The sequence below is a fragment of the Pseudomonas faucium genome (assembly GCF_021602585.1).
GTDB lineage: Bacteria > Pseudomonadota > Gammaproteobacteria > Pseudomonadales > Pseudomonadaceae > Aquipseudomonas > Aquipseudomonas faucium.
The window spans coordinates 36811-56825 of record NZ_BQIP01000008.1 but is presented as its reverse complement, the minus strand read 5'-3'; the positions used below and the strand labels follow the sequence as shown (position 1 = coordinate 56825).

Here is a 20015-nt window from a genome sequence, read left to right as displayed (position 1 = left end):
GCCACTTATCTTTTCAGTTTGCCCATGGAGTCCCTGAGCATGTCGATCCAGGTCGAAGACTATTTCGCGCGCGACACCTTCCAGAAAATGAAGGCGTTCGCCGACAAGCAGGAAACCCCGTTCGTACTCATCGACACCCAGATGATCAGCCAGGCCTATGACGACCTGCGCGCCGGGTTCGAATTCGCCAAGGTCTACTACGCGGTCAAGGCCAACCCGGCCGTGGAGATCATCGACCTGCTCAAGGAGAAAGGCTCGAGCTTCGACATCGCCTCGATCTACGAGCTGGACAAGGTACTGGGCCGCGGCGTCAGCGCCGACCGCATCAGCTACGGCAACACCATCAAGAAGTCCAAGGACATCCGCTACTTCTACGAGAAGGGCGTGCGCCTGTATGCCACCGACTCGGAAGCGGACCTGCGCAACATCGCCAAGGCCGCGCCGGGCTCCAAGGTCTACGTGCGCATCCTCACCGAAGGCTCCACCACTGCCGACTGGCCGCTGTCGCGCAAGTTCGGCTGCCAGACCGACATGGCCATGGACCTGCTGATCCTCGCCCGCGACCTGGGCCTGGTGCCTTACGGCATTTCCTTCCACGTAGGCTCGCAGCAGCGCGACATCAGCGTGTGGGACGCGGCCATCGCCAAGGTCAAGGTGATCTTCGAGCGCCTGAAGGAAGAAGACGGCATCGAGCTCAAGCTGATCAACATGGGTGGCGGCTTCCCGGCCAACTACATCACCCGCACCAACAGCCTGGAAACCTACGCCGAAGAAATCATCCGCTTCCTCAAGGAAGACTTCGGTGACGACCTGCCGGAAATCATCCTCGAGCCTGGCCGTTCGCTGATCGCCAACGCCGGCATCCTGGTCAGCGAAGTGGTGCTGGTGGCGCGCAAGTCGCGCACCGCGGTGGAGCGCTGGATCTACACCGACGTGGGCAAGTTCTCCGGCCTGATCGAAACCATGGACGAAGCCATCAAGTTCCCGATCTGGACCGAGAAGAAAGGCGAGGCCGAAGAAGTGGTGATCGCCGGCCCGACCTGCGACAGCGCCGACATCATGTACGAGAACTACAAGTACGGCCTGCCGCTGAACCTGGCGATCGGTGACCGCCTGTACTGGCTCTCGACCGGTGCCTACACCACCAGCTACAGCGCCGTGGAGTTCAACGGTTTCCCGCCGCTGAAGGCGTACTACCTGTAATGCACGACGGGGCCGCAAGGCCCCGTTTTCATGTGTGTAGCAGTGCCGGCCTCTTCGCGGGGCAAGCCGGCTCCCACAGGTTCAGTAGAGAACCTGTGGGAGCCGGCTTGCCGGCGATAGGGCCGGTACAGGCAAGCTCAAATTACGCGTGCTTCCAACTCTTCGGCATACCGCGCCGCAAAGGCCATCAACATCGGCCCTGCCCCCTGCAACGTCACCAACGCACTGCGCAGGAAATTCAGATTCCCCTCGACCCGCGCCCGCTCCAGCCAAGCCCCCGCCTCAGCCATTTCCCCACGCTCGACCAGCACCAGCGCCAGGCTGAACATCCCGCGAAAATCCCCCGCCTCGGCCGAGCGCCGATACCAGCGCACCGCCCTCACCGGGCTCGGCGCAGTGGCGATGCCCTGCTCCAGGTACCGCCCATACAGGTTCATCGACTTGGCATGGCCCATCTGCGCGGCCTTCTCGTAGCACAGCAAGGCCTGGGCCTGGTTGGCCGGCACACCACGCCCGGTGGCCAGCAGGTTGCCCAGGTTGTAAAGGCCCCAGTCCAGGCCGGCATCGGCCGCACGCGCATAATGGATGGCCGCCTGCGACCAGTCCTGAGCGCCGCCCCAGGCATGCTCCAGGCAACGGCCGAGCATGTTGTGGGCCATGGCACTGCCGCCCTGGGCGGCGATGCCGAACCAGCGCCGGGCCACCGCCTCATCGGCTTCGATGCCACGCCCATCGAGCAAGATCTGCCCAAGCAGCAGTTGCGCCTCGACCACGCCCTCCCCGGCCGCCGCCAGGATCGCCTGGGCCGCCTGGCCGGGGCTGTGTTCGAGCATGGCCTTGAGGCCGGCCACATCCACCACGTCTTCACGCCGCAACTGATAGGACACGTCTCAGACCTCGGCCCAGCGGCGCAGCAGGTTATGGTAGGTGCCGGTCAGCTGCAGCAGTGAGGGGTGCTCCGGCACATCGGCAGTCAGTTGCTGGATGGCATTGTCCATCTCGAACAGCAGTGCCCGCTGGCTGTCCTCGCGCACCAGGCTCTGGGTCCAGAAGAACGCGGCATAACGCACGCCGCGGGTCACCGGGTTGACCTTGTGCAGGCTGGTGCCGGGGTACAGCACGAGGTCGCCGGCAGCCAGCTTGACCTGCTGCGTGCCATAGGTGTCCTGGATCACCAGTTCGCCGCCGTCGTAGCTGTCCGGCTCGCTGAGGAACAAGGTCGAGGACAGGTCGGTGCGCACCCGCTCCGGGCTGCCCTTGGGCTGGCGCAGGGCGTTGTCGATATGGAAGCCGAAGTTGCCCCCTTCGCGGTAGCAGTTGATCAGCGGCGGGAACACCTTGTGCGGCAGCGCTGCCGACATGAAGCGTGGCGTCTGCCACAGCCGGTCGATCAGCGCGCTGCCGATTTCCTTGGCCAGCGCATGGCCCTCCGGCAACTGCAGGTTGTGCTTGGCCTTGGCCGACTGGTAGCCGGCGGTGACCTTGCCGTCTGCCCAGTCGGCTTGCTCCAGGGCCTCGCGAATACGCGCGAGCTCGTCGCGGTCGAACAAACCGGGAATGTGAAGCAGCATGGCGACGGCACCGTCAGAAAGTGTAAAGGCGCCAATGATATTGATTCACTTTTACGCCGCACAAGCCCTTTCGCCGCTTAAGACGTTTCAGCTCAAGTAAACCGTAAAGCGAATTTGTAAAGATTGTAAATTCCTAGCGAATGGTAACGACTCTCAATTGCTAGTTACAATCGCTTACACTATGATCCGCGGCCTTCACACCTTGGGGAAGGTCCATAACAATGCGAAACGTACCATCTGCAGTCAGTTCACCACGCCTGATCGTGTCCGCCATCGGCGTCGCCCTTAGCGCATCCAGCGTCTATGCCGCCGACCCTGCCGCCAGCAGCGCCATCACCCTCGACGCCACCAGCGTCAACGGCAAGGCTGAACAAGCCAGCACCGACTACAAGGTCGAGAAGGCTTCCTCGCAGAAGTACACCGCACCACTGGTGGACACCCCGCGCTCGATCACCGTGATCCCGCAGCAAGTGATCAAGGACACCAACGCCCTGACCCTGCAGGATGCCCTGCGCACCGTGCCAGGCATCACCTTCGGTGCCGGCGAAGGCGGCAACCCGCAAGGCGACCGCCCGTTCATCCGCGGCTTCGATGCCCAGGGTGACACCTACCTGGACGGCGTGCGCGACACCGGCGCGCAAACCCGCGAAATCTTCGCCATCGAATCGGTGGAAGTGGCCAAGGGCCCGAACTCGGCCATCGGTGGCCGTGGCGCCGCCGGCGGCACCATCAACCTGGTGAGCAAGCGCGCCCACCTGGGCAACTCGCTGGACGGCGCCTGGACCTGGGGCAGCGACCAGACCCAGCGCTACACCTTCGATGGCAACTACCAGTTCAGCGACACCGTGGCTGGCCGCCTCAACCTGATGACCCACGACAGCAACGTCGCCGGCCGTGACAAGGTGAACTACGACCGCTGGGGTATCGCCCCGTCCCTGGCCTTCGGCCTCGGCACGCCGACCCGCGTCAACCTCGACTACTACCACCTGGAAAGCGACGACCTGCCCGATTCCGGCATCCCGTACAGCATCCCGACTGCCGGCAGCGGCGCACGTACCTCGGCGCACCCGAGCAAGCCCGACGACGGCGGCGACAGCGACAACTTCTATGGCCTGACCGGCCGCGACTTCCGCAAGAGCCGCGTCGACATCGCCACCTTCGCCATCGAGCACGACCTGACCGACTCGCTGACCATCAAGAACACCCTGCGCCACGGCAACAGCATGCAGGACTACATCCTGACCCAGCCCGACGACAGCAAGGGCAACGTCAACAATGGCAGCGTCTGGCGCCGCGCCAACACCCGCGTGGGCAACACCGCCACCACCACCAACCAGACCGACCTGTTCGGCGACTTCTACCTGGGCGGGTTCAAGAACAGCTTCTCTACCGGCATCGAGCTGAGCCGTGAAGAAAGCAAGCGTTCGACGTACAACGTCGACACCAACACCCATGGCTCGACCGCCACGACGTGCAACCCGAGCTTGATCGGCGCCAACAGCGGCTACAACTGCACCTCGCTGGGCAACCCGAACCCGGACGACCCGTGGAACGGCGCGATCTCGCGCAACTACGCCGGCACCGACACCAAGAGCAACACCCGCGCCATCTACGTGTTCGACACCCTCGAGCTGTCGCCGGACTGGCTGCTGAACATGGGCCTGCGCTACGACCACTTCGACACCCAGTACCGTGGCTACGATGCCTCCGGCGCCACCGTGGTGAACACCAAGGGTGTCGCCTCCAAGGGCAAGGACACCAGCGAGTTCGTCACCGGCCAGCTGGGCCTGGTGTGGAAACCGGCCGAGAACGGCAGCATCTACGTCTCCTACGCTACTTCCGCGACGCCACCGGGCGCGCTGCTGGGCGAAGGCATGGAAGGCAACCCGCTGGGCAACACTACCGACCGCGGTGGCAACCTGCTGAACAGCGACATGGAGCCGGAAGAAACCACCAACTACGAAATCGGCACCAAGTGGGACCTGCTCGACCAGCGCCTGTCCCTGGCCGCCGCGTTGTTCCGCACCGAGAAGGAAAACGCCCGCGTCCAGGTCGACACCACCACCTACGAAAACGTCGGCGAAACCCGCGTGCAGGGCATCGAGCTGTCGGCCAGCGGCAAGCTGACCGACAAGTGGCAAGTGTTCGCCGGCTACACCTACATGGAAGCGCGCCAGATCGATGGCGGCGCACTGGGCAAGGTCAACGACGGCAACCAGCTGCCGAACACCCCGAACAACAGCGCCAGCCTGTGGACCACCTACTCGGTCACGCCGAAGCTGACCATCGGTGGCGGCGCGTTCTACGTGGATGACGTGTATGGCAGCGTGGCCAACACCACCATGGTCGACAGCTACGTGCGCTACGACGCCATGGCCGCCTACAAGCTGACCAAGAACGTCGACCTGCAGCTGAACGTGCAGAACCTGACCAACGAGGTGTACTACGACAAGGCATTCTCCACCCACTTCGCCAACCAGGCGGCCGGGCGGACCACCCTGCTGACCACCGCAGTCCACTTCTAAAGCAGCACCCCCAAGCCCCGTTCATTCCCATGAGCGGGGCTTTTGCGTACCAAGGCATAATGCACCCCGCGCAACAGGCCCCAGCAACACAAGGTGATCGATGTGGTGAAGAAGACGCTGTTCCAATTGCACTGGTTCTTTGGCATCACCGCTGGGCTGGTGCTGGCCTTGATGGGCATTACCGGGGCGCTGTACTCGTTCCAGGAAGAACTGCTGCGCGCGTTCAACGCCGACGTGCTGAAGGTCGAGGTGCGCGCAGAGGGCGTGCTGCCGCCGGCCGAGCTGGTGCGCCGGGTCGAGGCCGAGCAAGGCGACAAGATCTCGATGCTGTGGGTCGATGTCCGCGAAGGCAATGCCGCGCGCATCTTCTTCACCCCTGCCCCAGGCGAGCGGCGTGGCGCCCTGCGCTACGCCGACCCGTACACCGGCGAACTCAAGGGCGAAGTGGCCGGGCAAGGTTTCTTCAACCTGATGCTCGAGCTGCACCGCTTCCTGGCCATGGGCGACACCGGCCGGCAGATCACCGGCGCCTGTACCTTGATGCTGATCTTCTTCTGTCTGTCCGGGCTGTACCTGCGCTGGCCGCGCAAGGCGCTGAACTGGCGCACCTGGCTGACCCTGGACTGGGCCAAGAAAGGCCGCGCCTTCAATTGGGACCTGCACGCGGTGTTCGGCACCTGGTGCCTGCTGTTCTACCTGCTGTTCGCCCTGACCGGGCTGTTCTGGTCCTACGAGTGGTACCGCGAAGGCCTGAACCGCCTGCTGGGTGATGCGCCTGCCGCCGGCCAGCAGCAAAAACGCGGCGAAGGCCGTGGCCGCCACGGGCCGCAGAAGGTCGACAAGAACGCAGCGCCGCTGGTGGTCGACTACGACGCCATCTGGGCCAACCTCAAGGCGGCAGCAGGCCCGAGCCTTGCCACCTACAACCTGCGCTTGCCACCCGCGGGCGGCCAGCCGGCCAACCTGTTCTACCTGCAAGACAGCGCCGCGCACCCGCGCGCCTTCAATACCCTGGTGCTCGACCCGGCTACCGGCCAGGTGAAAAGCCATGACCGCTACCTCGACAAGTCGTTCAAGGCGCAGCTGCTGCAGAGCGTCTACGCCCTGCATGTCGGCGAGTACTTCGGCCTGCCGGGGCGCATCATCGTCACGCTCGCCAGCCTGACCATGCCGCTGTTCTTCGTCACCGGCTGGTTGCTGTACCTCGACCGCCGGCGCAAGAAACGCCAGGTGCGGGCCGCCCGTGGCAACGTCGACAACACCGATGCCGGCGCCGGTAGCTGGCTGATCGGCTTCGCCAGCCAAAGTGGTTTTGCCGAGCAACTGGCCTGGCAGAGCGCCGGGCAATTGCAGGCCGCCGGCCTGCCGGTGCAAGTACGCGCCCTGGCCGAGTTGGGCGAGGATGATTTGCGCAAGGCACGCCGCGCGCTGTTCGTGGTCAGCACCTTCGGCGACGGCGAGGCGCCCGACAGCGCACGCGCTTTCGAGCGCAAGGTGCTGGGCCAGCCCTGGGCGCTGAACGAGCTCAGCTACGCCGTGCTGGCCCTGGGCGACCGCCAGTACCCGCACTTCTGCGGCTTCGCCCGGCGCCTGCAGGCGTGGCTGGGCGAGCGCGGCGCCAGCAGCGCGTTCAGCCCGGTGGAAGTCGACAATGCCGACCCTTCGGCCCTGCAGCAGTGGCAGCAATCGCTGGCACAGCTGACCGGCGCACAGCCGGTCGCCGCCTGGCAGGCGCCCAGCTACGGCAACTGGAGCCTGGAGCACCGCGAGCTGCTCAACCCAGGCAGCCAGGGCCAACCGGTGTACCTGCTCGGGCTGCGCGCCCAGCAAGCTGCCAGCTGGCAAGCCGGTGACCTGGTCGACATCCTGCCGCTCAATGGCCAGCCACGGATCGAAACCTTCCTCAGCGGCATGGCGCTGGATGCCAGCACCCTGGTGCAGCTCGACGGCCTGCAGGAAACCCTCGCCCAGGCCCTGGCCGGCCGCCAGTTACCCACCCGCCGTGACCACCTGATCGGCTTGCACCCGCAAGCGCTGGTGGATGCGCTGGTGCCGATCGGCAGCCGTGAATACTCCATCGCCTCGATCGCCAGCGATGGCGTGCTGGAGCTGATCGTGCGCCAGGAACGTCACAGCGACGGCAACCTGGGCCTGGGTTCTGGCTGGCTGACCGAATACCTGCCGCTTGGCGGCACGCTGAGCCTGCGCCTGCGCCGCAACAGCGCGTTCCACTTGCCGGAGGTGGCGGCGCCGCTGATCCTGATCGGCAACGGCACCGGCCTTGCGGGGCTGCGCAGCTTGCTCAAGGCGCGGATCAGCGCCGGCGAGCAGCGCAACTGGCTGCTGTTCGGCGAGCGCAATCGGGCGCATGACCTGCTGTGTGGCGATGAGCTGCAGGGCTGGCTGCAAAACGGCGACCTGGCGCGGCTGGACCTGGCGTTTTCGCGGGATCAGGCCGAGAAGGTGTATGTGCAGGATGTGTTGCTGCAACAGGCCGAAGTGTTCAAGCGCTGGGTTGCCGAGGGTGCCTGTGTGTATGTCTGCGGCAGCCTGCAAGGGATGGCGGCGGGGGTGGATGCGGCGCTCAAGGGCATGCTTGGGGAGGCCGTGGTCGAGCAGCTGATCGAAGATGGGCGCTATCGCCGGGATGTGTACTGATCGAACTTGTAGGAGCGGCCTTGTGTCGCGAAAGGGCCGCGAAGCGGCCCCAGCAATCTCTGTGGTACCACCTGATCTTGGGGCCGCTCTGCGGCCCTTTCGCGACACAAGGCCGCTCCTACACATCAGCGCTCAGTGCAGCTCGAAGGTATCGGCATCCAGGTTGGCCGGGAAGCGGGTGCGATACGCCGCCAGCTCCGCCGCGCTCAACACCGCCGTGAACACACCGTCCGCCTCGCCTGCGCTGAGCAGGCTCTCACCCTGGAAGTCCAGCACCTGGCTGTCGCCGGAATAGGCGAAGCCCTTGCCATCGGTGCCCACCCGGTTCACCGCCGCCACATAGCACAGGTTCTCGATACCCCGCGCCGGCAGCAAGCGGTTCCAGTGCTGGCGCCGCGCCGCCGGCCAGTTGGCGGTGTACAGCAGCAGGTCGGTGTCCTGGGCATCACGGCTCCACACCGGGAAGCGCAGGTCGTAGCAGATCAGCGGGCGCACGCGCCAGCCTTTGATCTCGAACTGCACCTGGCGCTCGCCCGGGGTGTAGTGCTTGTGCTCGCCGGCCATGCGGAACAGGTGGCGTTTGTCGTAGTGCAGGATCTCGCCGTCCGGGCGCGCCCACAGCAGGCGGTTGCGGTGGCTGCCGTCGGCGGCCTGGACGATCACGCTGCCGGTGATCACCGCGTCGATCCGCTTGGCCTGGGCCTTGAGCCATTTGTAGGTCGGGCCGTTCTCGGGCTCGGCCAGGCGCTCCGACTCCATGGAAAAACCGGTGGTGAACATCTCCGGCAGGATCACCAGGTCGACGTCGCCGGCCTGCTCCAGCAGCACCTCGAAGTGCGCGTAGTTGGCCTCGCGGTCATGCCAGGCCAGGGTGGTCTGGATCAGGGCGATTTTCAGGTTGGGCAGTGCACTCAGATCGCGCATAGTTTTTCCGCTGCCTGGCGCAGCGTCTCCTCACGTTTGGCAAAGCACAGGCGCACCAGGCGTTGCTCGGGGATGGGTTGCTGGTAGAACACCGACACCGGAATGGTCGCCACGCCGTGCTCGCGGGTCAGCCACAGGGCCATGTCGACGTCGTTCAGGTCCGGGCGGATCTGCGAGTAGTCCACCAGCTGGAAGTAGGTACCGGCGGTACGGGTGAAACTGAAACGCGAGCCTTCGAGCAGGTCGCAGAACAGGTCGCGCTTGGCCTGGTAGAAGCCCGGCAGCTCATCGAGGTGCTGCGGGTGTTCGGCCATGAAATCGGCCAGCGCGCACTGCAGCGGCGTGACGCCGCAGAAGTTGACGTACTGGTGCACCTTGCGCAGTTCCGCGCTCAAGGCCGGTGGGGCGATCACGTAGCCGGTTTTCCAACCGGTCACGTGGTAGGTCTTGCCGAACGAGCTGACCACGAAGGCGCGGGCGTAGAGCTCGGCGTGGGCCAGCACGCTGGCGTGCTGCACGCCATCGAAGACCAGGTGCTCGTAGACCTCGTCGCTGATCAGGTAGATGTCGCGGTCGGCGATCAACCGCGCCAGCTGGTCGAGGTCGTCACGGCTGATCAGCGCGCCGCTGGGGTTGTGCGGCGAGTTGAGGATGACCATGCGCGTGCGCGGGCTCAGGGCCTCGCTGAACTTCTGCCAGTCGATGCGAAAATCGCCGTCGCGCAGCTGCACGTGCACGCAACGGCCACCGGCCAGCTCCACCGAGGGCTCGTAGCTGTCGTAGCAGGGGTCGAAGACGATCACTTCGTCGCCGGCATGGATGACCGCCTGGATGGCGCAGAAGATCGCCTCGGTGGCACCGGGGGTGATGGTCACTTCCTGGTCGGCATCGACCTTGGCGCCATACAGCCGCTCGACCTTCGCCGACACCTGCTGGCGCAGGGCTGGCAGGCCGGTCATTGGCGCGTACTGGTTATGCCCGGCGGCCACATGGCGGCCGACCGCATCGAGCAAAGCCTGCGGGGCATTGAAGTCGGGGAAACCCTGGGAGAGGTTGAGCGCGCCGGTTTGCACGGCAAGCTGGGACATGGTGGTGAAGATGGTCGTGCCGACATTCGGCAGTTTGCTGCGGATCATGGAGCCCTCTTTCCTGGGGTTTGTCCGGCACGGGGTAGAGACCGAGCATAGCGGATCAAGCAGTCAGGAAAAAGGTTGAAACAATAGGGGGATTGCGGTGGGTCAAGGAAGCTGGGGCCGCTTGGCGGCCCCATGCCAAGGTCAGCGCTTGTCGCGGCGCTTCTTCTCGGCCTTCTTGTGGTGCGACATCAAGCGGCGCTTCTTGTTGACCTGGCGGTCGGTGAGGGTGTTCTTCTTGCCCTCGTAAGGGTTTTCGCCACCCTTGTACTCGATGCGGATCGGCGTACCGACCAGCTTGAGCACGCGACGGTAGGTGTTTTCCAGGTAACGCGAGTACGACTTGGGGATCTTCTCGGTCTGGTTGCCGTGGATCACGATCAGCGGCGGGTTGGCACCACCGAGGTGGGCATAGCGCAGCTTGATGCGGCGGCCGTTGACCAACGGCGGCTGGTGTTCGCTGACCGCATCTTCGAGGATCTGCGTCAGGCGGCTGGTTGGCCAGCGGGTGACCGCAGACTTGAACGCGGCCTGCACCGACTTGTACAGGTGGCCCACGCCGGTGCCGTGCAGCGCCGAAATGAAGTGGATGTCGGCGAAGTCGACGAAGAACAGCCGGCGCTCCAGCTCGGTCTTCACGTAGTCGCGCTCACCCGGCTCCATGCCATCCCACTTGTTCAGGGCGATGACGATGGCACGGCCGGCTTCGAGGGCGAAGCCCAGCAGGTTGAGGTCGTGGTCGACCACACCTTCGCGGGCGTCCATGACGAAGATCACCACGTTGGCGTCCTTGATCGCCTGCAGGGTCTTCACCACCGAGAACTTTTCGACTTCCTCGTGGATCTTGCCGCGCTTGCGCACGCCGGCGGTGTCGATGAAGGTGTACTTCTCGTCATCGCGCTCGAACGGGATGTAGATACTGTCGCGGGTGGTGCCCGGCTGGTCGTAGACCACCACGCGCTCTTCGCCGAGCATGCGGTTGACCAGGGTCGACTTGCCGACGTTGGGGCGGCCGATGATGGCGATCTTGATGCCATCCTTTTCGCTCGGGCCCGGGATGCGCACCGCTTCCTCGCCTTCGGCGACGTCCTGGTCCAGGGCTTCTTCCTCGGCATCGCGAGGGATATGGCCCAGTACCGACTCCATCAGCTGGTTGATGCCGCGGCCCTGCGAGCCTGCCACCGGAATGGCGTTGCCCATGCCCAGCGGCGAGAACTCGGCGCGGGCGACGTCGGCGTCGATGTTGTCGATCTTGTTGGCGACCAGGATGGCCGACTTGTTGCGCTTGCGCAGGTGCTCGGCAATCATCTGGTCGGCGGCGGTCATGCCGGCGCGGGCATCGACCAGGAACAGCACGTAGTCGGCTTCTTCGATGGCCATCAGCGACTGCTCGGCCATCTTCTCGTCCATGCCCACTTCGTCACCGGTGATACCACCGGTGTCGATCAGGATGTAGGAACGACCCTGCCAGCTGGCATCACCATACTGGCGGTCACGGGTCAGGCCCGACAGGTCACCGACGATGGCATCGCGGGTCTTGGTCAGGCGGTTGAACATGGTGGATTTGCCGACGTTCGGCCGGCCCACCAGGGCGATTACGGGAACCATGCGGCTCTCCACTCTTGAATTCTTGAAAATGCAAAGGCCGCTGCAAGGCAGCGGCCGGAGTTAGGGCGGCGTGTCCTACGCCGCAACTCAAGACCCTTAGCGGTCTTGAGCATAGCTTCAGCGGATGGTCAGTGCCTCGAGCTTGCCGCTGTTGCCAAAGACGTAGATGGTGTCGCCGACCACCAGGGGCCGGGCACGCAGGCCATCGCTGTCGATACGTTCACGGCCGACGAAGCGGCCATCGACCTGGCTGAGCAGGTGCAGGTAACCCTCGAAATCACCCACTGCCACATAGCTGGAGTACACCTCCGGCGCGGTCAACTGGCGGCGTGCCATCGAGTCGTTGCTCCACAGGGCGCTGGAGGAGCGTTCGTCGACGCTCTGCACAGTGCCCGAGGCTTCGCTGACGTAGACGTTGCCAAAGCCCTGGGCGACACCCACGTAGCTGGAGGCATCACGCTGCCACAGCACGCGGCCGCTTTCCAGGTCCAGGCCGGCGACCCGGCCCTGGTAGGTGCTGACGTACAGGGTACCACCGGACAGCAGCAGGCCGCCGTCGATATCGACCACGCGGTCCAGCTCGGAACGGCCTTGCGGGATGGCCACGCGGCTTTCCCACACCGGCACGCCGTTGTTGATATCCACTGCCACCACCTTGCCGGTGGACAGGCCGGCGACGGCCAGGCGGTTGGTGGCAATCGGTGCACCGGTGCCACGCAGGGTCAGCACGGCCGGGGTGTTCTCGTAGATCCAGCGGCGGTCGCCAGTGGCGGCATCCAGGCCGATCAGGCGGTCGTCCTGGGTCTGCACCACCACAACGTCACCGTTGTTGGCAGGCGGCGCCAGCACTTCGCTGGTGACGCGCGCCTTCCAGCGCTCTTCACCGGTGCTGGAGTCCAGGGCGATCACCTCACCCTTGAGGGTGCCGAGCATGACCAGGCCATAGCCGACACCGACCGCGCCGGAAACCGGCTTGTCCAGGTCCTTCTTCCACACCACGTCACCGGTGATGCGGTCGAGGGCGAAGACTTCGCCGTTGACGTCGGAGGCGTAGATACGGTCGTTCTCGATGGCCGGTACCAGGGTGTTGTAGGTTTCGCCCTGGCCGTCACCGATCGAACGGCTCCACTGCTTCTTCAGCACCACTTCTTCGGTGAACTTGGTCAGCTCGGCCGGAGGCAGTTCCTTCTTGCTGTTGCTGCTGCAACCTGCGGCCAGAACGGCCAGGGTCAGCACTGCTGCTTGTTTCCAACCGATCACGTCACGCGTCCCCTTTGGCCAGATCATCCAGCTTCAGTTGCAGGCCACCGACCGCAGCGTCATCCGACAGCGCAGCCTTGGCTTTTTCGTATGCACCGTGGGCATCGTCGGCGCGGCCCAGCTGCACCAGCAGGTCGCCCTTCAATTCTTCACGGCTGGCCAGGAACGCCTTGTCGGCGTCGCCGTCGAGCAGTTTCAGGGCATCTTCGGCCTTGTTCTGGGCGGCCAGCACGCGCGCCAGGCGCTGACGTGCGATTTCGCCCAGGGTCACGTCGGCCGGCTTGTCCAGCACGGCCTTGAGCTCGGCAGCGGCGTCGTCGAGCTTGCCGCTCTCGACCGCGACCTTGGCCACGAACAGGCTGCCGTACTGGGCATAGGCCGTACCGCCGAACTCGCTCTTGAGCTTGCCGGACAGTTCCGCGACCTTGGTCGCGTCAGGCTGGCCGCTCGGGGTCAGGCTGGTCTCCAGCAGGGCCTGGTACAGCTGCGAGGCGCCTTGCGACTGGTTGTTCTGGTACTTGTGCCAGGTGTTCCAGCCCAGCACCACCACGCCGGCCAGCAGCGCGCCAGTCAGCAGCGGCTTGCCGTTGCGGTTCCACCAGTCCTTGACCGTTGCCAGGTCATCATCATCGGTACTCGACACCCCAATACTCCTTTTCGCCTATTCGCTTGTTGAACCGCGTTACGCCTGTGCGATCGCGGTTTCCAGGTGCTCAGCCAGAGCATCCCAGGCAATGTTCTGTTGTTCGCCCTGACCACGCAGGGGCTTCACGCCGATCTCTTGCTTGGCCAGCTCGTCGTCGCCAAGAATCAGGGCGAACAGTGCCCCGCTCTTGTCGGCTTTCTTGAACTGGCTCTTGAAGCTGCCGCCGCCGGCGTTGACCGCCAGGCGCAAGCCCGGCAGGCGATCGCGCAGCCCTTCGGACAGGCGCAGGCCAGCCAGTTCCGCCTGCTCGCCGAAGGCGCACAGGTAGACGTCGATCTGGCGATTGATCGACTCCGGCACCTTGCCGAGGGTCTCCAGCAGCAGGATCAGGCGCTCGATGCCCATGGCGAAGCCAACGCCGGTGGTCGGCTTGCCGCCCATCTGCTCGACCAGGCCATCGTAACGGCCACCGGCGCAGACCGTGCCCTGGGCGCCGAGCTTGTCGGTGACCCATTCGAATACGGTCTTGCTGTAGTAGTCCAGGCCACGCACCAGCTTGGTGTTGATCACGAACGGAATACCGGCGGCGTCGAGGCGTGCCTTGAGGCCCTCGAAGTGCACGCGCGAATCCTCGTCCAGGTAGTCTTCCAGCTTCGGCGCGCCGACCAGCACCGCCTGGGTGCCCTGGTCCTTGCTGTCGAGGATGCGCAGCGGGTTGCTCTTGAGGCGGCGCTGGCTGTCTTCGTCGAGCTGCTCCAGGCGCGCCGAGAGGAACTCGACCAGCGCGTCACGGTAGCGGGCACGCGCTTCGCTGGTGCCCAGGCTGTTGAGCTCGAGCTTGACCGCGTCCTGGATGCCCAGCAGGCCCCACAGGCGCCAGGTCAGCATGATCAGCTCGGCGTCGATGTCCGGGCCATCGAGGTTGAACACTTCGACGCCGATCTGGTGGAACTGGCGGTACCGGCCCTTCTGTGGGCGCTCGTGGCGGAACATCTGGCCGATGTACCAGAGCTTCTGCACCTGGCCGTTGCCGGTGATGCCATGCTCGAGCACGGCACGCACGCAAGCGGCGGTGCCTTCGGGGCGCAGGGTCAGCGAATCGCCGTTGCGGTCCTCGAAGGTGTACATCTCTTTTTCGACGATGTCGGTGACTTCACCAATGGAGCGCTTGAACAGCTCGGTGAACTCGACGATCGGCGTGCGGATCTGGCTGTACCCATAGGTGTCCAGCAGGCCGGCGACGGTGCCTTCGAAGTAGCGCCACAGCGGCGACTGCTCTGGCAGGATGTCGTTCATGCCACGGATGGCTTGCAGCGATTTGCTCACGAAAAGTCCTTACGAATCTGTGTGTCAGCTGCGGGCGATCAGCGCCGCGTCAGCCTCGACCTTTTCGGCCGCTTTCTGGCGGATGAGTTTTTCCAGCTCATCGACCAGGTTGTCATTGGTCAGCTTCTGCGCAGGCTTGCCGTCGATGTAGATCAGGTTCGGCGTGCCGCCGGTCAGCCCCACGTGGGCCTCCTTGGCTTCACCCGGGCCGTTGACCACGCAACCGATCACCGCCACGTCCAGCGGCACCAGCAGGTCTTCCAGGCGCCCTTCCAGCTCGTTCATGGTCTTGACCACATCGAAGTTCTGCCGCGAGCAGCTCGGGCAGGCGATGAAGTTGATGCCACGCGAACGCAGGTGCAGGGACTTGAGGATGTCGTAGCCGACCTTCACTTCTTCGACCGGGTCGGCCGCCAGCGAGATGCGGATGGTATCGCCAATGCCTTCGGCCAGCAGCATACCGAGGCCGACGGCGGATTTCACCGTGCCCGAACGCAGGCCACCGGCTTCGGTGATGCCCAGGTGCAGCGGCTGGATGATCTGCTTGGCCAGCAGGCGGTAGGCCTCGACGGCCATGAACACGTCGGAGGCCTTGACGCTGACCTTGAAGTCCTGGAAGTCCAGGCGGTCCAGGTGCTCCACGTGACGCAGGGCAGACTCGACCAGCGCGGCCGGGGTCGGCTCGCCGTACTTCTTCTGCAGGTCCTTTTCCAGGGAGCCGGCGTTGACGCCGATGCGGATCGGGATGCCGCGGTCGCGGGCGGCATCGACCACCGCGCGCACACGGTCTTCACGGCCGATGTTGCCCGGGTTGATGCGCAGGCAATCGACGCCCAGTTCGGCCACGCGCAAGGCGATCTTGTAGTCGAAGTGGATGTCGGCGACCAGCGGCACGCTGACCAGTTGCTTGATCTTGCCGAACGCCTCGGCGGCGTCCATGTCAGGTACCGAGACGCGCACGATGTCGACGCCGGCATCGACCAGGCGCTGGATCTGCGCCACGGTGGCGGCGACGTCGTTGGTGTCGGTGTTGGTCATGCTCTGCACCGCGATGGGAGCATCACCACCCACCGGCACATTGCCGACCCAGATTTTGCGGGATTCGCGACGTTTGATCGGAGATTCGCCGTGCATGACTTATTGTCCCAACTTCAGGCGAGCGGTCTCGCCACTGGTGAACGGGGCAACATCGACGGGCTGGCCGTTGTAGCTGACCTGGGCGCCACGGGCAAAGCCCAGGCGCACCGCGAACGGCGGCTTGCCGGTCAGCTCCAGGTTGTCGCCCTTGCGCTTGATGGCGCTGAACAGCACCTTGCCGTTGCCATCGGTGACCTGGGTCCAGCAGTCGGCGACGAACTGGATGGCGACCTTGGCGCTGCCGGCCGGTACTGCGGCGGGCTCGGCGGCGGCCACTGCCGGCACGCTGGCCACCGGCGCCACTGGGGCGGCTGGCGTGGCTGGCGTTGCAGGGGTGGCGGGCACGGCCGGTGCCGGTGTTGCAGCGGTTTGCTGAGCGGGTGCCGGCGCAGTGGTGGCAGGCGCCGCTTCGCTGGCGGGCTGGCCAGCCGGTTCGGCCGGGGCCTGCTCCAGGGGCAGCGGTGCGCTCTCAGCCTGCTGGCTGGCGGTGACGGCCTGGTCTTCAGGCTCGTCCAGCGGGTGGATCTGGGTGGTGCCGTCGGCGCTCTCGACTTCTACGTGTTCCAGGGCGATCTTGGCCAGGTCCTTGCCACGCAGGCTGCCCTGGTCCTGCCACCAGATGAAGCTGCCACCCACCACGGCGACCAGCAGCAACAGGCTGACGCCACGCAGGATGTTGTGCGACAGGCGCACCGGCTCCTCGATGCGGCCCAGCGAATGCACTTCGCTGCCCTTGGCATGGGTACCGGTGTACTGGTCGAAGGCCTCGACCAGGGGCGCCTGGTCCAAGTCCATGAGCTTGGCATAGGCGCGGATGTAGCCACGGGCGAAGGTGTGCCCTGGCAGCTTGTCGAAGGCGCCGGTTTCCACATGGTTCAGCGAACTGATGGTGAGGTTGAGCTTGCGGGCCACCTCGGCTTGCGACCACTCCCGTTTTTCGCGGGCCTGGCGCAACAGCTCACCGGGGTTCTGGCCAGTCGCTGCTGCTACTTCGGGATGCGCGGCTTTCATCGTTGCTCCGACAGGTATTGCTGATATTCCGGCGTACCGGGATAAAGTCGTTGTAATTGCTGGCCCAGCTCGGCCAGTGTGCCCTGCTCGTCGAACACCCGGGCAAGACGGCTGCCCAGCAGCAGGCTGCGGGCGCTGTGATCGCTCAACTGGCTGAAACGATCGTAGTAGTCCCGGGACGGCACATAATGCCTGTTTTCGTAGGACAACTCAGCCATTTCCAGCAACGCCCTGGGCTGCCGCTGATTGAGCTGCAGGGCCTTGGTCAGGTAAGCGTGTGCCTGGTCGCGATTTTCCAGCTTCAGCGCCGTCAGGCCAAGGTTCTCGTACACCCGGGAGCGCTCAGGATACAGGCTATCGGCGCTGGCCAGGCGAAACATCTGCTCGGCTTCGGCAAAACGTTGCTGAGCATATAGGAAACTGCCGTAGTTGTTGCGAATTCGCGTATCGCCGGGGCGCGCTGCAAGCGCCTGCTTGAACTGGGCTTCGGCCAGTGCGGCCTCGCCTTCGGCCTGGAACACCAGCGCCAGGGCCGCGTGAGCATCGGCGTCACTGGCATCCAGGGCCAGCGCCTTGCCCAAAGGAGCCTTGGCCTGTTCGGTCAAACCTTGTTGCAAATAGCCCAGCCCGAGCTGCACGTAGGCCCGCCCCGCCTCTGCCCTGCCCTGGCGCGAGGCCAGGGGGTCGCTCGCGCCGCCCGACACGCAGCCGGCCAGCAGCATAAGCGCGGGGATCGACAGCGCGGCGCGCAGGCTCATGGCAGGCCGGCCTCAGTGACGCACGGCGTTGTCTGAAAGCTCAGCGTCTGCGGAGAGCTGGCGCACTGCGATGTAGCGTTCGCTGCGGCGGGTCCGGTCGTTGACCTGGCCGACCAGCTGACCACAGGCGGCGTCGATGTCTTCGCCGCGGGTGGTTCGGGTGGTGACGTTGAAGCCACCGTGGTGCAGCATGTCCTGGAAGCGGCGGATAGCATTGTTGCTAGGCCGCTCGTAACCCGAATGGGGGAACGGGTTGAATGGGATCAGGTTGATCTTGCACGGCACGTCACGCAGCAGCTCGATCATCTGCGCGGCGTGCTCGGGCTGGTCGTTGACGTCCTTGAGCAGGGTGTACTCGATGGTCAGCACGCGCTTGCCACCCAGGGTCGACATGTAGCCCATGCACGATTCCAGCAGCATCTTCAGCGGGTACTTCTTGTTGATCGGTACCAGCTGGTTGCGCAGTTCGTCGTTCGGAGCATGCAGCGACAGGGCCAGCGACACGTCGATGTGCTTGGCCAGTTCGTCGATCATCGGCACCACGCCCGAGGTGGACAGGGTGACGCGACGCTTGGAAATGCCATAGCCGAGATCTTCCATCATGATCTTCATGGCGGCGATGACATTGTCGAAATTCAGCAGGGGCTCGCCCATGCCCATCATGACCACGTTGGTAATCGCGCGATCGATCTTGGCCGGGACAGTCCCGAAGGATTTGTTGGCAAGCCACACCTGGCCGATCACTTCGGCGGCGGTAAGGTTGCTGTTGAAGCCTTGCTTGCCGGTGGAGCAGAAACTGCAGTCCAGGGCGCAGCCGGCTTGCGACGAGACGCAGAGCGTGCCGCGGTCGTCGGTGGGGATGTAGACGGTCTCGACGCAGCTGCCGGAGGCAACGCGGACCACCCACTTGCGGGTACCGTCAGCGGAAATGTCTTCGCTGACCACTTCCGGGCCCCGAATCTCGGCAACGGCCTCGAGCTTTTCACGCAGGACCTTGCCGACATTGGTCATGGCGGCGAAATCGTCGACGCCAAAATGGTGAATCCACTTCATCACCTGGCCAGCGCGAAAGCGCTTCTCCCCGATCGAGTCGAAGAACTGTTCCATTTCCTGCAGGGTCAGCCCCAACAGGTTGATTTTGCCGGTAGATGTCGTCATGGATTCACCTTCACCCTTAAGCTTTCGCTTAGCGAGTGGTTACCTCGGTAGCAGCGAAGAAGTAAGCGATTTCGCGAGCAGCAGCAGCTTCGGAGTCCGAACCGTGAACGGCGTTGGCGTCGATCGACTCGGCGAAGTCAGCACGGATGGTGCCGGCAGCAGCTTCTTTAGGGTTGGTAGCGCCCATCAGCTCACGGTTCAGAGCGATGGCGTTTTCGCCTTCCAGAACCTGAACAACGACCGGACCGGAAGTCATGAAGGCAACCAGGTCACCGAAGAAGCCACGAGCGCTGTGCTCGGCGTAGAAGCCTTCGGCTTCGGCCTTGGACAGTTGCTTGATTTTCGAGGCGACGATTTTCAGGCCGGCTTCTTCGAAGCGAGTGGTGATCTTGCCGATCACGTTCTTGGCAACGGCGTCAGGCTTGATGATCGAGAAAGTACGTTGAACAGCCATGGAAAACTCCAGAATATGAGTGTTGCGAAAAATTAAACCCGCGAATTATACGCGGGTTCCAGGGGATTGCCTAACCTGCAGCGTCACGCTTAGTCGGCTTCATCAATCCAGGCCGCCTGGATGGCCTCCAGCACTTTCTCACCGCCACGTGACGGATCGTCGCTGAATTCTGGCAAGGCCAGCACCCAGCGGTGCAGATCGACGAAATTTACATAACGAGGATCGACTTCCGGCTTGTTTTCCGCAAGCTGGATGGCGATCTCAAGTACATCAATCCATTTCAAGCTCATGCGGCAAACCTCAGTGCGGCGCTTCGGCAGCGTGATTGAGCGAATACTTGGGGATCTCGATGGTCAGGTCTTCATCGGCGACCACCACCTGGCAGCCGAGGCGCGATTGAGCCTCCAGGCCCCAGGCCTTGTCCAGCATGTCCTCTTCCAGCTCGTCGGCTTCTTCAAGGGAGTCGAAACCCTTGCGCACGATGCAGTGGCAGGTGGTACAGGCCTTGACGCCACCGCAGGCGCTTTCCATCTCGATGTGATGGTCGTGGGCCAGTTCCAGGATGTTGGTCCCGGGCTCGACTTCCACGGTCAACCCCTCTGGGCAGAACTTTTCGTGCGGCAGGAATGTCACCAGCGGCATC

General features: G+C 64.3%; 18 protein-coding genes. 3 read left to right on the top strand and 15 right to left on the bottom strand.

Going from position 1 to position 20015, the window contains the following annotated elements; translation table 11 throughout:
- Positions 1-39: 39 nt before the first annotated feature.
- Positions 40-1203: a type III PLP-dependent enzyme gene (locus L6D75_RS11410; protein ID WP_025337787.1), complete on the top strand. Its 1164-nt coding sequence runs from the start codon at positions 40-42 to the stop codon at positions 1201-1203.
- 137 nt (positions 1204-1340) lie between these two features.
- Here L6D75_RS11410 and L6D75_RS11405 read toward each other — a convergent pair whose 3' ends face one another.
- The gene (locus tag L6D75_RS11405) at positions 1341-2090 is read right to left on the bottom strand and encodes a tetratricopeptide repeat protein (RefSeq protein WP_176515362.1); all 750 of its coding nucleotides are present in this window, start codon (positions 2088-2090) and stop codon (positions 1341-1343) included.
- 3 nt (positions 2091-2093) lie between these two features.
- Complete coding sequence (locus L6D75_RS11400) at positions 2094-2774, bottom strand: Fe2+-dependent dioxygenase (RefSeq protein WP_176515360.1); 681 nt, start codon at positions 2772-2774, stop codon at positions 2094-2096.
- Positions 2775-2995: 221 nt separating this feature from the next.
- On the opposite strand from L6D75_RS11400, the gene L6D75_RS11395 reads away from it, so the two are divergent.
- Both L6D75_RS11395 and L6D75_RS11390 read left to right on the top strand, forming a co-directional pair.
- Positions 2996-5299, top strand: a complete 2304-nt coding sequence (locus tag L6D75_RS11395) for a TonB-dependent receptor (RefSeq protein WP_176515358.1) — start codon at positions 2996-2998, stop codon at positions 5297-5299.
- Between the two features lie 102 nt (positions 5300-5401).
- The gene (locus L6D75_RS11390) at positions 5402-7957 is read left to right on the top strand and encodes a PepSY domain-containing protein (protein ID WP_176515356.1); all 2556 of its coding nucleotides are present in this window, start codon (positions 5402-5404) and stop codon (positions 7955-7957) included.
- 132 nt (positions 7958-8089) lie between these two features.
- Here the strand turns inward: L6D75_RS11390 and L6D75_RS11385 are convergent, their stop codons facing one another.
- The 13 genes from L6D75_RS11385 to fdx all read right to left on the bottom strand — a co-directional run bounded on the left by L6D75_RS11385 (position 8090) and on the right by fdx (position 20014).
- Positions 8090-8881, bottom strand: a complete 792-nt coding sequence (locus L6D75_RS11385; RefSeq protein WP_176515354.1) for an amidohydrolase — start codon at positions 8879-8881, stop codon at positions 8090-8092.
- Positions 8869-10017: a pyridoxal phosphate-dependent aminotransferase gene (locus L6D75_RS11380; protein ID WP_176515352.1), complete on the bottom strand. Its 1149-nt coding sequence runs from the start codon at positions 10015-10017 to the stop codon at positions 8869-8871. The genes L6D75_RS11385 and L6D75_RS11380 overlap by 13 nt, the downstream gene beginning before the upstream one ends.
- Before the next feature lie 141 nt (positions 10018-10158).
- Positions 10159-11622: a ribosome biogenesis GTPase Der gene (gene der / locus L6D75_RS11375; protein WP_176515350.1), complete on the bottom strand. Its 1464-nt coding sequence runs from the start codon at positions 11620-11622 to the stop codon at positions 10159-10161.
- 117 nt (positions 11623-11739) lie between these two features.
- A complete protein-coding gene (bamB, locus tag L6D75_RS11370) occupies positions 11740-12882 on the bottom strand; it encodes an outer membrane protein assembly factor BamB (protein WP_176515348.1) in 1143 nt (380 codons plus the stop codon).
- A 1-nt stretch (position 12883) separates the two neighbouring features.
- The gene (locus L6D75_RS11365; RefSeq protein ID WP_176515346.1) at positions 12884-13525 is read right to left on the bottom strand and encodes a tetratricopeptide repeat protein; all 642 of its coding nucleotides are present in this window, start codon (positions 13523-13525) and stop codon (positions 12884-12886) included.
- A 39-nt stretch (positions 13526-13564) separates the two neighbouring features.
- Positions 13565-14854: a histidine--tRNA ligase gene (hisS, locus tag L6D75_RS11360; protein ID WP_176515344.1), complete on the bottom strand. Its 1290-nt coding sequence runs from the start codon at positions 14852-14854 to the stop codon at positions 13565-13567.
- A gap of 24 nt (positions 14855-14878) precedes the next feature.
- Complete coding sequence (gene ispG / locus L6D75_RS11355) at positions 14879-15988, bottom strand: flavodoxin-dependent (E)-4-hydroxy-3-methylbut-2-enyl-diphosphate synthase (protein ID WP_008092556.1); 1110 nt, start codon at positions 15986-15988, stop codon at positions 14879-14881.
- A gap of 3 nt (positions 15989-15991) precedes the next feature.
- Entirely contained in the window at positions 15992-17002 is a 1011-nt protein-coding gene (locus L6D75_RS11350) for a RodZ domain-containing protein (protein WP_176515343.1), read from the bottom strand.
- The gene (pilW, locus tag L6D75_RS11345) at positions 16999-17760 is read right to left on the bottom strand and encodes a type IV pilus biogenesis/stability protein PilW (RefSeq protein WP_176515341.1); all 762 of its coding nucleotides are present in this window, start codon (positions 17758-17760) and stop codon (positions 16999-17001) included. The genes L6D75_RS11350 and pilW overlap by 4 nt, the downstream gene beginning before the upstream one ends.
- A gap of 12 nt (positions 17761-17772) precedes the next feature.
- On the bottom strand, positions 17773-18918 hold the full coding sequence (gene rlmN / locus L6D75_RS11340; protein ID WP_176515339.1) for a dual-specificity RNA methyltransferase RlmN: 1146 nt from the start codon (positions 18916-18918) through the stop codon (positions 17773-17775).
- 28 nt (positions 18919-18946) lie between these two features.
- Positions 18947-19372 carry a nucleoside-diphosphate kinase gene (ndk, locus tag L6D75_RS11335; protein WP_008092560.1) on the bottom strand — a complete coding sequence of 142 codons (426 nt, stop codon included), beginning with the start codon at positions 19370-19372 and terminating at the stop codon, positions 18947-18949.
- Between the two features lie 89 nt (positions 19373-19461).
- Positions 19462-19662 carry a Fe-S cluster assembly protein IscX gene (gene iscX, locus L6D75_RS11330; protein WP_176515337.1) on the bottom strand — a complete coding sequence of 67 codons (201 nt, stop codon included), beginning with the start codon at positions 19660-19662 and terminating at the stop codon, positions 19462-19464.
- A 10-nt stretch (positions 19663-19672) separates the two neighbouring features.
- Entirely contained in the window at positions 19673-20014 is a 342-nt protein-coding gene (gene fdx / locus L6D75_RS11325; protein ID WP_021781772.1) for an ISC system 2Fe-2S type ferredoxin, read from the bottom strand.
- Position 20015 lies beyond the last annotated feature (1 nt).

What these genes read in the sequence shown, in the direction of transcription:
- L6D75_RS11410 (WP_025337787.1), top strand. Translation starts at nt 40, where the DNA reads ATGTCGATCCAGGTCGAAGACTATTTCGCGCGCGACACCTTCCAGAAA.
- L6D75_RS11400 (WP_176515360.1), bottom strand. Translation starts at nt 2,774, where the DNA reads ATGCTGCTTCACATTCCCGGTTTGTTCGACCGCGACGAGCTCGCGCGT.
- L6D75_RS11395 (WP_176515358.1), top strand. Translation starts at nt 2,996, where the DNA reads ATGCGAAACGTACCATCTGCAGTCAGTTCACCACGCCTGATCGTGTCC.
- L6D75_RS11385 (WP_176515354.1), bottom strand. Translation starts at nt 8,881, where the DNA reads ATGCGCGATCTGAGTGCACTGCCCAACCTGAAAATCGCCCTGATCCAG.
- L6D75_RS11380 (WP_176515352.1), bottom strand. Translation starts at nt 10,017, where the DNA reads ATGATCCGCAGCAAACTGCCGAATGTCGGCACGACCATCTTCACCACC.
- der (WP_176515350.1), bottom strand. Translation starts at nt 11,622, where the DNA reads ATGGTTCCCGTAATCGCCCTGGTGGGCCGGCCGAACGTCGGCAAATCC.
- ispG (WP_008092556.1), bottom strand. Translation starts at nt 15,988, where the DNA reads ATGCACGGCGAATCTCCGATCAAACGTCGCGAATCCCGCAAAATCTGG.
- L6D75_RS11350 (WP_176515343.1), bottom strand. Translation starts at nt 17,002, where the DNA reads ATGAAAGCCGCGCATCCCGAAGTAGCAGCAGCGACTGGCCAGAACCCC.
- pilW (WP_176515341.1), bottom strand. Translation starts at nt 17,760, where the DNA reads ATGAGCCTGCGCGCCGCGCTGTCGATCCCCGCGCTTATGCTGCTGGCC.
- rlmN (WP_176515339.1), bottom strand. Translation starts at nt 18,918, where the DNA reads ATGACGACATCTACCGGCAAAATCAACCTGTTGGGGCTGACCCTGCAG.
- ndk (WP_008092560.1), bottom strand. Translation starts at nt 19,372, where the DNA reads ATGGCTGTTCAACGTACTTTCTCGATCATCAAGCCTGACGCCGTTGCC.
- iscX (WP_176515337.1), bottom strand. Translation starts at nt 19,662, where the DNA reads ATGAGCTTGAAATGGATTGATGTACTTGAGATCGCCATCCAGCTTGCG.
- fdx (WP_021781772.1), bottom strand. Translation starts at nt 20,014, where the DNA reads ATGCCGCTGGTGACATTCCTGCCGCACGAAAAGTTCTGCCCAGAGGGG.